Source organism: Tropicimonas sp. IMCC34011, assembly GCF_003390865.1.
Classification (GTDB): Bacteria; Pseudomonadota; Alphaproteobacteria; order Rhodobacterales; family Rhodobacteraceae; genus Tropicimonas_B.
On record NZ_QMEJ01000003.1, the window covers coordinates 67318 to 80560 of the forward strand.

Genomic DNA, 13243 nt, shown 5'->3' on the forward strand with positions numbered 1-13243 from the left:
AAGCGCCGACCAGCAGCCAACGGAAAGCCGGCCCATTGATCAAGTATCTCCTGTCGCGGCTCGCGACCTTCGTGCCGACGTTCCTCGGCGTCTGCATCATTTCCTTCGGCTTCATCCGCGTCCTGCCCGGCGATCCGATCATCGTCATGGCCGGCGAGAGGGGCATGACCCAGGAGCGGTACGAAACGCTGTCCCGGCAGTTCGGATTCGACCGTCCGCTTCCCGTCCAGTTCTGGGAGTATTTCACCGGCGTCCTGCAGGGTGATCTCGGCCGCTCCTTCGTGACCAATCGCCCGGTCTGGGACGAGTTCTTCTCCCTGTTCCCGGCAACGCTCGAACTGGCGCTCTGCGCGATCATCTTCGCCATCGCGCTCGGACTGCCGGCGGGGATCATCGCCGCGGTCTATCGCGGCAAGTTCTTCGACCGGGCGCTGATGTCCACCGCGCTCGTCGGCTACTCGATGCCGATCTTCTGGTGGGCCCTGCTCCTCATCATCGTCTTCTCCGGAAACCTCGGCTGGACGCCCGTTTCGGGCCGGATGGGGCTGATGTACTTCTTCGACGACGTGACGGGCTTCATGCTGATCGACTCGCTGCTGTCCGGCCAGAGCGGCGCCTTCAAGTCGGCGGTGCAGCACCTGATCCTGCCCTCCATCGTCCTGGGAACCATCCCGCTCGCCGTCATCGCGCGACAGACGCGCTCGGCGATGCTGGAGGTCCTGAGCGAGGATTACATCCGCACCGCGCGCGCCAAGGGCCTGTCCCCCGGCCGGGTGAACGGGCTCCATGCGCTGCGCAACGCCATGATCCCCGTCATCACCGTCATCGGCCTGTCTGTCGGCACGCTCCTCGCCGGGGCGATCCTGACAGAGACGATCTTCTCATGGCCCGGCATCGGCAAGTGGATGGTCGACAGCATTTTCCGCCGGGACTACCCGGTGGTTCAGGGCGGCCTTCTGATGATCGCGGTCATCGTGATGATCGTGAACCTCATCGTCGATGTGCTCTACGGCCTCATCAACCCCAAGATCCGGAAGCGCTGACATGGCCGACGCCTCGTCTCAAATCGCCAGTACTGTCCCGACGCGCCGCCCCGGCCGCCTTCGCGAGTTCTGGACGTACTTCAAGGAGAACCGCGGCGCCGTGATGGGGCTCTACGTCTTCGTCGCTTTCGTGTGCCTCGCGCTCTTCGCCGATCTCATCGCGCCTTACGATCCCTCGACGCAGTTCCGCACCGCGATCCTGCAACCGCCCGTCTGGCAGGACGGCGGGACGTGGGGCTTCCCCCTCGGTACGGACGCGCTGGGGCGGGACATGCTCTCCCGATTGATCCACGGGGCGCGGTTCTCCTTCTTCGTCGGCATCGTCGTCGTCGTCGTCGCGGCGACGGGGGGCATCTTCCTCGGCCTCGTCGCGGGCTTCGCGCCGAAATGGCTCGACACGCTGATCATGCGCCTGATGGATATCGTCCTCGCCTTTCCGTCGCTCCTCTTGGCGCTGGTGCTCGTGGCGGTTCTCGGGCCGACGCTTCTGAACGCCATGATTGCCATCGCGCTGGTCCTTCAGCCGCATTACGTCCGCCTCACCCGCGCCTCGGTGCTGAATGAGCGGACCAAGGACTACGTCATTGCCAGCCGTGTCGCCGGCGCCGGGCCGCTGCGGCAGATGTTCCTGACGGTTCTGCCCAATTGCCTCGCGCCGATCATCGTGCAGGCCGCGCTGTCCTTCTCCACCGCGATCCTCGACGCCGCCGCGCTCGGCTTCCTCGGCATGGGCGCGCAGCCGCCGACACCCGAATGGGGCACGATGCTTGCCGATGCGCGGGAATTCGTCCTCCGGGCGTGGTGGGTCGTGACCTTCCCCGGCCTTGCCATCCTCGTCACCGTGCTCGCGATCAACCTGATGGGCGATGGCCTACGCGACGCGCTCGATCCCAAGCTGAAGCGGAGCTGATTCCAGATGTCCCTTCTGACCATCCGCAATCTCTCGGTGGAGTTCACCACCGGCTCGGGCCGCTTCCGCGCGGTGGACAGCGTCGACGTGGACGTGCGCGCGGGCGAGATTCTCGCCATCGTCGGCGAGTCCGGGTCCGGCAAGTCCGTCTCCATGCTGGCGACGATGGGCCTTCTGCCCTGGACCGCGACGGTCACCGCGGACGAGATGAGTTTCGACGGGCGGGACCTCCGCGCCATGTCGGGTCCGGAGCGGCGCCGGCTCGTCGGCGCGGACCTGTCGATGATCTTCCAGGAACCGATGTCCTCGCTGAACCCGTGCTTCACCGTCGGCTTCCAGATCAAGGAGGCGCTTCGCAAGCATACCGATCTCGACCGCAAGCAGCGCCATGCCCGCTGCATCGAGCTTTTCGAGATGGTCGGAATCCCGTCGCCCGAAAAGCGCCTGTCCGCCTTCCCCCACCAGCTTTCGGGGGGCATGAACCAGCGGGTCATGATCGCCATGGCGATCTCCTGCCGCCCCCGCCTTCTGATCGCGGACGAGCCGACCACGGCGCTCGACGTGACGATCCAGGCCCAGATCCTCGATCTCCTGACGGGCCTTCAGAAGGAGACCGGGATGGGCCTCATCCTCATCACGCACGACATGGGCGTCGTAGCGGAGACGGCGGAACGGGTGGCGGTCCAGTATGCCGGGCAGAAGGTGGAGGATCAGCCGGTCGCCGATCTCTTCGCGACGCCGCATCACCCCTATACTGCCGCCCTTCTCGCCGCCCTGCCGGAGCGGGCCACGGAAAAGCGGCTGCCGACCATTCCGGGCGTCGTTCCGGGGCAGCACGACCGCCCGGAAGGCTGTCTCTTCTCGCCGCGCTGCAAGTTCGCTGACGAGACCTGCCGCATCGTGCCGCCGCCGGTGCAGCCGCGTCCGCTCGGCCTTGCGCGCTGTCACTATCCGCTGGAGGTGCCGGAGGGCGTCGTGCCGGCGAAGGTCGAAGGAGCGAGCGCATGAGCGCCACCGTCGTCACCGCGAAGGATCTGGGCCGCGACTACGAGGTCGGCGGCGGGCTGTTTTCGGAAGCCGGCATCGTTCGCGCCGTGGCCGGGACGTCCTTCGCCATCGAGGCGGGCAAGACGCTGGCCGTGGTCGGCGAGTCCGGCTGCGGCAAGTCCACCCTCGCGCGGCTCGTCACGCTCATCGAGGAGCCCACGAGCGGCACCCTGGAGATCGACGGGCGAAGCGCGACCAAGGCGGACTGGCCCTCCCTCAGGACCGACGTGCAGATCGTCTTCCAGGATCCCTACGGCTCGCTGAACCTGCGCAAGCGCGTCGGCGCGATCCTCGAGGAGCCGCTCAAGATCAACCGTCCGAAGATGAACGCCAAGGAGCGGCGCGCGGCGGCCAAGGAGATGATGCGCCTCGTCGGCCTGCGGGAGGAGCATTACGACCGCTACCCCCACATGTTCTCCGGCGGTCAGCGCCAGCGCATCGCGGTTGCCCGCGCGCTGATGCTGGAGCCGAAGCTCCTGGTGCTCGACGAGCCGGTTTCCGCGCTCGACCTGTCGATCCAGAGCCAGATCCTGAACCTGCTGAATGACCTTCAGGAGCGGCTCGACCTGGCCTACCTCTTCATCAGCCACGATTTGTCCGTCGTCCGGCACGTCGCGGACGACATCATGGTGATGTATCTCGGCCGGCCGGTGGAAGTCGGGCCGAAGGACGAGGTCTTCGCAGCGCCGCGGCATCCCTACACCAAGGCGCTCCTCTCGGCGACGCCCTCCGCTGAGCCCTCCAGCCGACGCGAGCGGATCAAGCTGGTGGGAGAGCTGCCGTCGCCGATGAACGTCCCCCCCGGCTGCCCCTTCGCGCCCCGCTGCTGGAAAGCGCAGGACAAGTGCCGCGCCGAGCGCCCGGTTCTCGAGGGCGCGCCTCACCCGGCGGCGTGCTTCTTCCCGGAAGCCTGAGCCTCAGGACAGACCGGGACGCGCCACCACCTCCTCGAAGATCTCGAGGAAGCGCGCCTGCGGGACGCTCGGAAGCCAGTCCGAGCGGTGCGCGTAGCCGATTGCGCGCGGGGTGTCCGGGATCTCGGTTTCGATGAGGGAGAGGCGCCCGGCCGCGAGGTCGTCCTCCACCTGTGTTCGCGACACGAGAGCCAGCCGATCGGACCGCGCGAGCAGCCCGGCGATCACGGCGGAAGAGCCGGTTTCGAGGGGGCGGGGGCAGCCGTCCGGCGCGAGGCGGGCCTGAAGCGCGTCGAAATGCGCGCGGGAGGGGGCGCCGCTGCGGGGTGCGATCCAGGGGAACCGGGCGAGGTGGGCGTCGGTCACAGCGCCGTAGGCGAGCGGGTGACCGGGCCGCGCGGCGATGCAGAGATTGTCCGAGAAGAGGATGCGCTCCGTTACGCCATCGGGCAGGTTCTCCTCGCGGAGCGCACCGATCAGAAGATCGATCCGGCCGTGGCGGAGATCCTGCGCGAGGGCGGGATAGAGCCCGTCCGCCACGCTGATCGCAACGGTCGGAAACTCCCCGGCAAACCGGCAGAGGGCTTCGGGGAGAAGCGCCGGTTGCGCCAGCGGCAGGCACCCCACGACGATGCGCCCGCCGAAGCTGCCCTGCCAGTCGGCCACGTCGAGGCGGGCCTGCTCCAGTTCGGCGAGGGCGAGACCCCCGAGACGGGCGAGGTCCCGCGCGGGCCGGCTCGGGGTCATCCCGTGGGAGGTTGCCTCGAAGAGCGGTAATCCGGCGAGGTCCGACAGACCGCGGCACCCGCGGCTGATGGTGGACGCCTCGCGCCCGAGCGCGGCGGCGGCGGGTCTGATCCCGCCATGCTCGACGGCCGCGATCAGCGCCGTGAGTTGACCGAGGCTCACCATCCGCCAGAGATTCGGCCGGCCTGCCGCCTGTCCCGCCCGGCGCAGGAGGGCGAGGCCCCGGTTGATGCGCCTGAGGTAGATTTCCCCGGCCTCGGTCGGCGTCATGCCCGAGCGGGCGCGCAGGAAAAGGGGCGTTCCGAGGCTTCGCTCGATGGCGGCAAGCCCTTGCGTCATGGCCGGTTGGGAGAGGGACACGGCGGCGGCGGCAGCGGAGAGGGTGCCCTCCCGCCCGATGGCCTCGATCCCCGCGACATGCCTGAGGTTCGGGATGACTTCGGATCCGTCCTGCACCACCGCGCCCTTCAGCCGAATACCGTTCCGTCCATCAGCTTCCGGGCGGTGCGCAGGATCGCCGTGCGGCTCACCTCACCGTCTTCCAGCGTCACGATGACGGTCATCTCGCCGGTCGGATGCTCGATGGAGAGGGCCTTCTCCGTCCCGTCCGGCAGCGTCGCGACGGCATGGGCAGGACTGCCCGGCAACAGCGCGGCGGTGCCGACGGTGGCCGCGCCGAGGACGCCGATCGCCTTGTGGCAGCGGTGGGGTATGAAGGTTCTGGTGGACAGGGCGCCGCCGTCTTGCGGGCGCGACACCATCGTCATCTTGGGGACGGATTTGTCAGTGACGTCGCCGAGGTTCATCATCTCCCCCGCCTTCAGCCGTATCGCCTCCAGCTGTTCCCGCAGGCCGAGATCGGCCTCCAGGTCAGCGGGGTCCTCGTTTCCCCTGATCCCCATCGCCTCGGCGCTCATCACGACGCAAGGCATGCCGTTGTCGATCAGGGTGCAGGCGATGCCGTCGATCTCGTCCACGGCGTTGCCGGTCGGCAGGAGCGCGCCACAGGTCGATCCGGCGGTGCCCTCGAACGTCAGCGGAACGGGTGCCGACGTGCCGGGCACGCCGTCGATCCGGGCGGTGCCCTCGTAGGTCAGGGCGCCGCCCGGTGTCTGCACCCGCGCCGTCGCGATCTGGCCGGTATTTTCCATGAAGATGCGAACGTCCGTTTCCTCGCCCGACGCCTGAACCAGCCCCCGCTCGATGGCGAAGGGACCGATCCCGGCAAGGATGTTGCCGCAATTCTGCGCATCCGAAACGGTGGCGCGGTCAACGAAGACCTGCAGGAAGAGATAATCCACATCCACCCCGGCCCGCTGCGATCGGCGGACCACGGCGACCTTGGAGGTCAGGGGGTCGCCCCCGCCCATCCCGTCGATCTGCCGCGGGTCGGGCGAGCCCATGGCGCGAAGGAGGAAGTCATCGCGGTCGTCCGGCAGCTCGTCCGCGAGGAAATAGCCGCCCTTCGAGGTGCCGCCCCGCATCCACATCGCACGCACTGCCCGCATCGCCGATCCTCCCTCAGATGTACTCAAGGCCCTTTTCGGCGAGCCGCGCGCGCATGTCGTAGATGTCGAGGCCGAGTTCGCCGGAGGCCAGTCGCGCGCGCTTCTCCTCTTCCCGGTCCAGACGTTCGCGCGCCTTTCGCAGAACGTCATCCGCTTCCTCGCGCGCCACGACGCAGACGCCGTCATCATCCGCGACGATGATGTCACCGGGGCGGACGAGCGCGCCGGCGCAGACCACGGGAACATTCACCGAGCCGACCGTTTCCTTCACCGTGCCCTGCGCGTGGACGCATTTCGACCAGACGGGAAAGCCCATCTCGGTCAGGTCCTTCACGTCCCGGACGCCGGCGTCGATCACGAGGCCACGGCAGCCCCGCGCCATGGCGGATGTCGCGAGAAGGTCGCCGAAATACCCGTCGTCGCATGGGGAGGTGGGGGCAAGGACGAGGATGTCGCCCTCCTGTACCTGCTCGATCGCGACGTGGAGCATCCAGTTGTCGCCCGGCGGGGCGGAGATGGTGACGGCGGACGCGCCGACCATCGCCCCCGCATAGATCGGCGACATGTAGGGGGCGAGAAGTCCCTTGCGCCCCTGCGCCTCATGCACCGTCGCGACGCCGCATGTGCCAAGCGCGCGGACGGTCTCCGGATCGGCGCGCTCGACGTTCTGAACCACGACGCCGCCCATCAGAGCTCGTCCACGGTGCGGGGGAAGACGGACTGGAAGCCCTCGGCATACCTGCAGTCACGACCGCCAGACTGGCCGCCCGAGTTGCGGCGGAAGTGGTTGCCGCGGTTCTCGCCGACGTTCTCGTAGTAATGCCAGAGATGCTCCTGCCCCTGCATGCACTGGATCGCGGCCCATTTGCGGTCCCAGACAGGGGTGATGTCGAGAAAGACGTCCGGCTTCCAGGCCATCTGCTCGGTCTGGTGCGGCTCGAAGAGGTAGACCTGCGGCGCGCCGAGGACCTTCTCTCCGGGATTGTGGCCCCATGCCTGGGCGATCATGCGCGCCTCCAGCGTAAGCTCGGACGCATACATGTGGTCGGTATTGTAGGGGTCGTACTTCGAATGCGTGAGGATGAAGCCCGGCTGCACCTTGCGGATCAGATCGACGAGCCGGAACTTCTCGTCCCGGTCCAGCTGGAGCGGGTAGTCCCCGCAATCGAGGAACTGGATGTCCGCCACGCCGAGGGCCGCAGCGGCGCTTTCGGCTTCCTTGCGGCGCTCGGTCTTCACCCGATCGAGGGTCATGCCCTCCTGCTTCCAGAGCTTGGCGCTTTCGCCGCGCTCCCCGTAGGAGAGGCAGACGACGGTCACGTCGATCCCCTTTTGCTGATGCAGCGCGATGGCGCCGCCGCAGCGCCAGACGAAATCGGCCGAATGAGCGCTGATGACGAGCGCGGTGCCGGTGTTCATGCGGTATCCCCCCGAAGGCACGCGTCCCGGAGCCGGGCGTGACCTCTCGTGTTTCAGTTCTGCCCCGAGCCTATGGCAAAGCGGGCCAAACCCACCAATCCAAAAGCACGCCCAAGTATTCAGTCCGTGCAACGGGCGCCCTGCTCACCGGCCCTGGTACAGCTCCCATGCTCCGCCGAGGACGAGGCGCACGGACAGCACGATCAGGATGAAGTCGAGAGCGAAGCGAAAGCGCTTGTCGTCGAGCCTGTTGAGCAGGAGCTTTCCCGCAAGCGTGCCAAGAAAGCCCAGCACCATCATCGCGACGATGAAGGGCAGCCATTCACCAAAGGCAAATCCCAGCAGCCCGAAGGCAATGGTCTTCACCCCGTGCTGAACCGTCATCAGGGCGGCGTGGGTGGCAACGTGGGAATGCCGCGGCAGCTCGTGGGACTTGGTGAACGTGGCGACGAAAAGGCCCGTCGCGCCGAAGAACATCGTCAGGAAACTGGAGAAGAGGCCGACGGCCAGCGGCCAGTCCCGAACACCGCGTGGCGGGCGGCCGAAGATCGACCAGATGATGAAGGAGCCGACGGCGATCTGGATCCAGGCCGGCGGAATGTTCACCACCAGAGCCCCACCCACGGCCGCGCCGATCAGGGAGCCGATGGTGAAGGCGGGCAGGGCGGGCCAGAAGATGTGCTTCAGTACGACAAGCGCGCGCCCCAGGTTGGAGCCGATCTGGATCATGCCGTGCGTCGGGATGAGGGCGGCCGGTGGCACGAGCGTCGCCATGATGGCCAGCAGCATCGCGCCGCCGCCTATTCCGAAAGCAACCGTGATGAAGGATGAAACGAAGCTTGCCGCTAGGAGAAGCAGAAGAACGAGGTGCGACATTCCGTCCGGCATGATCGCGTCATAAAAAAAATTCATTCCCGTGTTGCTCCAAGTGATTATTCGCTCGATATTAATTCGATGCGTAAGCGTTCCGAGTCCGGAAGGGGGCATGGTGAGGATTGACTACCTGGGGATCGAGGCGTTCCTCGCCATCGCGGATCACGGATCCTTCCAGCGTGCTGCGAAGTTTCTGGGGCTTTCGCAAGCCGCCCTCAGTCACCGTCTGCGAAAGATCGAGACCGATCTCGGGGTGCAGCTGCTGGTTCGAAGCAGCCACGCGATTTCCCTCACGGCCGCCGGTGAGGCGCTCCTTCCCAAGGCTGGAGCCCTTCTGAGCCAGCTTCAGGCGGTCTATGACAGTGTTCGCGTCCGTCAGGCGGAGCCGACGGGCAAGGTGGCATTCGCCTGTCTTCCGTCCATTGCGAGCGCATTGCTGCCGCAGGTTCTTTCTGAAGTCGCGGAAGAAAACCCATCTCTTGAAATTGACGTCATTGAAATTCCATTTCGCGAAATAGGAGAAAAGGTCAGGACCGGTCGTTGTGATTTCGCCATTTCCCTCGTCAGCGCGGCAAGCTCCGACCTGACTACGCGTTTCCTGCGCGAGGAGCCGTATTACGCTTTCATGCGAAACGACAATCGGCTTGCGGAGCGAAAGAGCGTTACCCTCGAGGATCTGGTGGAGTGGCCGATGGTTCGCCTCGCGCCGCACAAGCGCTCCCGTCAGATCATCGACAAGGCGCTCGAGGGAAAGTCGTCCCTGATCCATTGGCCCTATGAGGTGCAGTCCTCGGCGCTTGCGACACGCATCGTGTCGCAGAGCACGGCGATCTCGGTCCTGCCGATGTGCGCGATCGCATTGGCGCCGCGGAATGTCGTCTCGGTCCGGATCGACGACACCCGGATCGCACGGGATCTCGCCGTGATCACGCGCCGGGACAGTACGTTGTCGCCCGCCGGGGAATACGTTCTCGGCAAGGTCGAGAAGTATGTCGTCTCCATGACGACGCCCTGAGCGCGGCGACACCGCCCTCCGGTCAGGACAGGACCTCGGGGTTGATTGCGCTGTCCGGCTTTCCCGCACCATAGGCCAGCACGGTGCGGAAGATCGTGGAGAACTGGCCATCCAGCTCCTCCTCGGTGATGAAGCCGACATGCGGCGTCGGGATGACCCTGGGATGCGAAACGAGAGGATCGGCCGCATTCGTCACGGGTTCTGCATCGAACACGTCGAGCGCGGCTCGGCCCGGCCGGCCGGCGTTCAGCGCCTCCAGAAGCGCGCCCGGTTCGATCAGCGCCGCGCGGGAGGTATTCACCAGGATCGCGTCCTCGCGCATCGCCATCAGGTCGGCGCGCGTGATCGTCCCGCGGGTCTCCTTCGTCAGGCGCACGTGCAGGCTGACCACGTCGCAGCCGCCGAAGAAGGCCTCTCGGTTTTCCGCCGTCTCGATCCCGTCCGCGCGTGCGCGCTCCCGCCCCGCATCGCTGCCCCAGACGAGGACCTGCATCCCGAAGGCGCGGGCATACCCGGCGACGACCTTGGCAATCTTTCCGTAGCCGTAGAGGCCGAAGATGCGGCCGCTGGCGCGGCGCCCGAGCGGGGCGTCTCCCTGCCAGTTGCCGGCGCGGGCGGACCCTATCGCCTCGGGCAGGTAGCGCAGGGTGGAGAGGCCGAGGAGGAATGCAAGTTCCGCCGTGGAGACGTTGGCGCCGCCCGACGACATGTCCGAGCAGAAGAGGATGCCGTGCTTCGTCAGCCCCTCCACATCCACGTTCGGGTAGTTCCCGCGCATCGCGATCAGCTTCGTGTTCGGAAGTTTCGCGGCAAGGCTCTCCGTCACCTGCGTGCGGTCCCGGAAGAGCACGACCACCTCCGCGTCCCGAATCCGCTCGGCCAGGGCGTCCTCGCTCTCGGGCTTGTCGGACCAGATCGTGACGTCGTGGTCCTTCAGCATGTCCATCGCCGGGAGGCCGGCAAGGTCCCCGTACCAGTCGTCGAGGATATGGATCTTCACAGCAGTCCCTCCAGGGAGACGGGATGTTCGGTGCCGGAATGTCCCCCGGGATGCGCACGGCGCACGACGGGGGAGGCGATGCGGTCCGAGATGTGGAAGTCGAGCAGCATGGAGCCGCCTGACGCGCGGAAGGTCTCGATCAGGTCCGGCAGCTCCGACAGGTCGTCCACACGGTGCCCGCCCAGACCGAAGCCGCGGGCGATGGCCGCGAGGTCCGTCTCTCCGAAGACCGCACCGTCATCCGGCAGCCCCTCGTCCCGCAGCTTGTGGATCTCCGAGCCGTAGGCGCGATCGTTGTAGCAGCAGATGAGGATCTTGAGGCCCTCGCGCCGGATGGTCTCCAGCTCCTGCACGTTCATCATGATCGAGCCGTCGCCGTCGAAGAGGACGACGGGGTGCTCCGGATCCGACGCCGCCGCACCCATGGCATAGGGCAGGCCGTTCCCGATGGCGCCGTATTCGCGGATCGTCAGAAAGGTCTCGAACGGCCTCTGCATGTGGGCGGTATAGAAGGAGCAGTGCCCGGACGAGTTCACCATCTGCCAGTCCTGCGGCAGGGCGGCATCGAGGGCGGAGGTCACGTCCCTGGGATCGAGATACGCATCCTGCGGGAAGGTCGCGGTATCGCAAACGGCGCTATCGATCGCAGCCGCGAGGCGGTCGCTTCGCCATCCCCCGGCCTCCTCCACCGCATCCACGAGCGCTTCGGCGGTCAGCCTGGCATCCCCGCGCAGATGCGCCCCCGGCAGGACGAGACCCTGCGTGACCGATTGCGGGCGCGTGTCGACGCGCAGAAACTCGGCGTTCGGGTAAAGCTTGCCCTTGTCGAGATTGTGCGAGGTCAGCTGCGCCCCGAAGGAGATCACGAGATCCGCCTCGGCGAAGAGAGCGCGCGCAAGGGTGCTGGAGAAGCCGCCGGATATGCCGACGCAGAAGGGATCGTCGAGGAACAGACCCCGTGCCGGAAGCGTCGTCGTCAAAAGCGCGCCGAGCTTGGAGGCCAGCGCCCGGCAGGCATCGGACGCACCGGACGAGGCGGCGCCGAGACCGCCCATGACGACGATGCGTTTTGCGCTCGCGATGCGCCGCGCGGCAGCGGTGATGTCGTCCGGATTGGGCGGCATCGGGGACGGCCGGGCGATGATGTCGGCAGAGGGCGTGGGCAGATCGCCGCCGGGCCAGTCCTGCGACTGAAGGTCGAGGGGCACGCCGAGCACCACGGGCCGCCGTTCCTCGTGCGCCTGCACGAAGGCATTCCGGATCGCCTCGGGCATTCGCTTGATGCTGTGGAGCGGGACATAGGCCGCGCCGGTCGAGGTCACGACCGGGCCCTGGTCCAGCTCCTGATTGTACCATGCCGCGCCGATCGGGGATTCGCCCGCGAAGATCACCAGCGGGATGGACGCGCGGACGGCGGCGGGCAGGGCGGTCACGATCTGCGACAGGCCCGGCCCGCAGGTCACCGTGGCGACGCCGGTGCGGCCGGTCCGCCGCGCATAGGCCGTGGCGGCGGCGACGGCGGCATGTTCGTGCCGGGTATAGATCATGCGGGTCCCGCGCGCGGCGAGCGCCCCGGCCCAGTTCATGTTGGCATCGCCCAGAAGGGAGAAGCAGACCGGGGTGTCCTCTCGGCGGAAGACTTCCGCCAGGATCTCGTAGACCTTGCTCACCTGCCGGGCCAGATCGAGGCGGGGACCATGACCTCGCCCCGTGCCAGCAGCCGTGCGGTCCGGACGAGACCGGCCGATTTGAGTTCGAAGCCGTCCGCGCCGGTGTCGAAGGAGACGTTGACGTCGATCGTGCCCATCGGATGCTCGATCTTGACGAGTTCGGGGGATGTACCGCCGAGTCCCTCTCCGAGCCCGTCCGCAACGGTTCCGGGTGTCATCACGCAGGAGGCGATGCACTGCGCGCCGGTCACGGCCATCGTGGGGTGACAGGACCATGGCATGAAGTAGCGCGCGCTGACCGTTCCACCCCACCGCGGCGGCGCGAGAAGCGTGATCTTTGGCGTGACCGAGCTCGTCACGTCCCCCATGCCCATCCGCTTGCCGGCCTCGAGGCGGATCGCCTCTGCGCGTTCGTAGAAGGCCGTGTTGGCGTCGAGCTCTTCCTGCGTTTCGTGGCCGGTCAGGCCGAACGCGTCGGCACGGGCCATCATCACCGGCATGGCGACGTCCATGCAGGTCACCTCGATGCCGTCGATCTCGTCCCGGAGGTTGCCGGTCGGCAGGAGCGCACCTGTGACGGAGCCCACCGTGTCGAGGAAGTCGAGCGCGATGGGCGCGTGCGTGCCCGGAACGCCGGCGATCTCGGTATCACCCTCGTACTGGACCTGGCCGCCCGGCGTCTGGATCTTGGCCTCGATGCGTGCGCCGGTGTTGACCGCATGGATGCGGACCGTCGTCTCGCCGTCCCGCGCTTCGACCAGCCCCATCTCGATCGCGGCCGGGCCGACGCCCGAGAGGATGTTGCCGCAGGTCGGGCGGTAATCCACTTCCCGCTTCTGCACCGCGACCTGGGCGAAGAAATAGTCCACGTCGCAATCGTTCCGCTCGGAGCGGGAGAGCATCGCGACCTTGGTGGTCACGGCATTGCCGCCGCCGATGCCGTCGATGTTCAGCGGATGCCCGGCGCCGACCGCGGCCATCAGGACCTCGCTCAGCGTCTCGCGGTCCTCGGGCAGGTCCGAGCGCTTGAAGTAGGGCCCGCGCGACGAGCCGCCGCGCAGGAAGTGATAGGGAATCGCTGTCTGGGGCATGGGGAT

Annotated in this window: 13 protein-coding genes; 5 read left to right on the forward strand and 8 right to left on the reverse strand. The window is 67.1% G+C overall.

The window, feature by feature from the left end; all coding sequences use genetic code 11:
• Positions 1-35: 35 nt before the first annotated feature.
• From DQG15_RS09745 to DQG15_RS09760, 4 genes are read left to right on the forward strand one after another with little or no spacing between them, the layout of a single operon-like run.
• A complete protein-coding gene (locus tag DQG15_RS09745) occupies positions 36-1043 on the forward strand; it encodes an ABC transporter permease subunit (protein ID WP_116084856.1) in 1008 nt (335 codons plus the stop codon).
• Position 1044: 1 nt separating this feature from the next.
• Complete coding sequence (locus tag DQG15_RS09750) at positions 1045-1953, forward strand: ABC transporter permease subunit (RefSeq protein ID WP_116084858.1); 909 nt, start codon at positions 1045-1047, stop codon at positions 1951-1953.
• A gap of 6 nt (positions 1954-1959) precedes the next feature.
• Entirely contained in the window at positions 1960-2961 is a 1002-nt protein-coding gene (locus DQG15_RS09755; RefSeq protein ID WP_116084860.1) for an ABC transporter ATP-binding protein, read from the forward strand.
• Positions 2958-3914: an ABC transporter ATP-binding protein gene (locus DQG15_RS09760; RefSeq protein ID WP_116084862.1), complete on the forward strand. Its 957-nt coding sequence runs from the start codon at positions 2958-2960 to the stop codon at positions 3912-3914. The genes DQG15_RS09755 and DQG15_RS09760 overlap by 4 nt, the downstream gene beginning before the upstream one ends.
• A 3-nt stretch (positions 3915-3917) precedes the next feature.
• Here DQG15_RS09760 and DQG15_RS09765 read toward each other — a convergent pair whose 3' ends face one another.
• The 5 genes from DQG15_RS09765 to DQG15_RS09785 form a co-directional block, all read right to left on the reverse strand.
• Entirely contained in the window at positions 3918-5120 is a 1203-nt protein-coding gene (locus tag DQG15_RS09765; protein ID WP_116084864.1) for a LysR family transcriptional regulator, read from the reverse strand.
• Positions 5121-5128: 8 nt separating this feature from the next.
• Positions 5129-6169, reverse strand: coding sequence for a 4-oxalomesaconate tautomerase (locus DQG15_RS09770; RefSeq protein ID WP_198665122.1), 1041 nt, complete (start codon positions 6167-6169; stop codon positions 5129-5131).
• Between the two features lie 13 nt (positions 6170-6182).
• The gene (locus DQG15_RS09775; protein WP_116084867.1) at positions 6183-6857 is read right to left on the reverse strand and encodes a 4-carboxy-4-hydroxy-2-oxoadipate aldolase/oxaloacetate decarboxylase; all 675 of its coding nucleotides are present in this window, start codon (positions 6855-6857) and stop codon (positions 6183-6185) included.
• On the reverse strand, positions 6857-7588 hold the full coding sequence (locus tag DQG15_RS09780) for a PIG-L deacetylase family protein (protein WP_116084868.1): 732 nt from the start codon (positions 7586-7588) through the stop codon (positions 6857-6859). Before DQG15_RS09780 ends, DQG15_RS09775 begins: the two co-directional genes overlap by 1 nt.
• Positions 7589-7732: 144 nt before the next feature.
• Positions 7733-8500: a sulfite exporter TauE/SafE family protein gene (locus tag DQG15_RS09785; protein WP_232830792.1), complete on the reverse strand. Its 768-nt coding sequence runs from the start codon at positions 8498-8500 to the stop codon at positions 7733-7735.
• A 73-nt stretch (positions 8501-8573) separates the two neighbouring features.
• Between DQG15_RS09785 and DQG15_RS09790 the strand changes: the two genes are divergently transcribed.
• Complete coding sequence (locus DQG15_RS09790) at positions 8574-9476, forward strand: LysR family transcriptional regulator (protein ID WP_116084870.1); 903 nt, start codon at positions 8574-8576, stop codon at positions 9474-9476.
• Between the two features lie 22 nt (positions 9477-9498).
• Here the strand turns inward: DQG15_RS09790 and DQG15_RS09795 are convergent, their stop codons facing one another.
• From DQG15_RS09795 to DQG15_RS09805, 3 genes are read right to left on the reverse strand one after another with little or no spacing between them, the layout of a single operon-like run.
• Complete coding sequence (locus tag DQG15_RS09795; protein ID WP_116084872.1) at positions 9499-10476, reverse strand: D-2-hydroxyacid dehydrogenase family protein; 978 nt, start codon at positions 10474-10476, stop codon at positions 9499-9501.
• On the reverse strand, positions 10473-12146 hold the full coding sequence (locus DQG15_RS09800; protein ID WP_198665123.1) for a thiamine pyrophosphate-binding protein: 1674 nt from the start codon (positions 12144-12146) through the stop codon (positions 10473-10475). The genes DQG15_RS09795 and DQG15_RS09800 overlap by 4 nt, the downstream gene beginning before the upstream one ends.
• Positions 12143-13237, reverse strand: coding sequence for a 4-oxalomesaconate tautomerase (locus DQG15_RS09805; RefSeq protein WP_116084873.1), 1095 nt, complete (start codon positions 13235-13237; stop codon positions 12143-12145). The genes DQG15_RS09800 and DQG15_RS09805 overlap by 4 nt, the downstream gene beginning before the upstream one ends.
• Positions 13238-13243 lie beyond the last annotated feature (6 nt).

Excerpts from the sequence above, each read along its gene's own strand:
- DQG15_RS09750 (WP_116084858.1), top strand. The coding sequence starts at position 1,045 with ATGGCCGACGCCTCGTCTCAAATCGCCAGTACTGTCCCGACGCGCCGC.
- DQG15_RS09755 (WP_116084860.1), top strand. The coding sequence starts at position 1,960 with ATGTCCCTTCTGACCATCCGCAATCTCTCGGTGGAGTTCACCACCGGC.
- DQG15_RS09760 (WP_116084862.1), top strand. The coding sequence starts at position 2,958 with ATGAGCGCCACCGTCGTCACCGCGAAGGATCTGGGCCGCGACTACGAG.
- DQG15_RS09770 (WP_198665122.1), bottom strand. The coding sequence starts at position 6,169 with ATGCGGGCAGTGCGTGCGATGTGGATGCGGGGCGGCACCTCGAAGGGC.
- DQG15_RS09775 (WP_116084867.1), bottom strand. The coding sequence starts at position 6,857 with ATGGGCGGCGTCGTGGTTCAGAACGTCGAGCGCGCCGATCCGGAGACC.
- DQG15_RS09780 (WP_116084868.1), bottom strand. The coding sequence starts at position 7,588 with ATGAACACCGGCACCGCGCTCGTCATCAGCGCTCATTCGGCCGATTTC.
- DQG15_RS09785 (WP_232830792.1), bottom strand. The coding sequence starts at position 8,500 with ATGAATTTTTTTTATGACGCGATCATGCCGGACGGAATGTCGCACCTC.
- DQG15_RS09790 (WP_116084870.1), top strand. The coding sequence starts at position 8,574 with ATGGTGAGGATTGACTACCTGGGGATCGAGGCGTTCCTCGCCATCGCG.
- DQG15_RS09805 (WP_116084873.1), bottom strand. The coding sequence starts at position 13,237 with ATGCCCCAGACAGCGATTCCCTATCACTTCCTGCGCGGCGGCTCGTCG.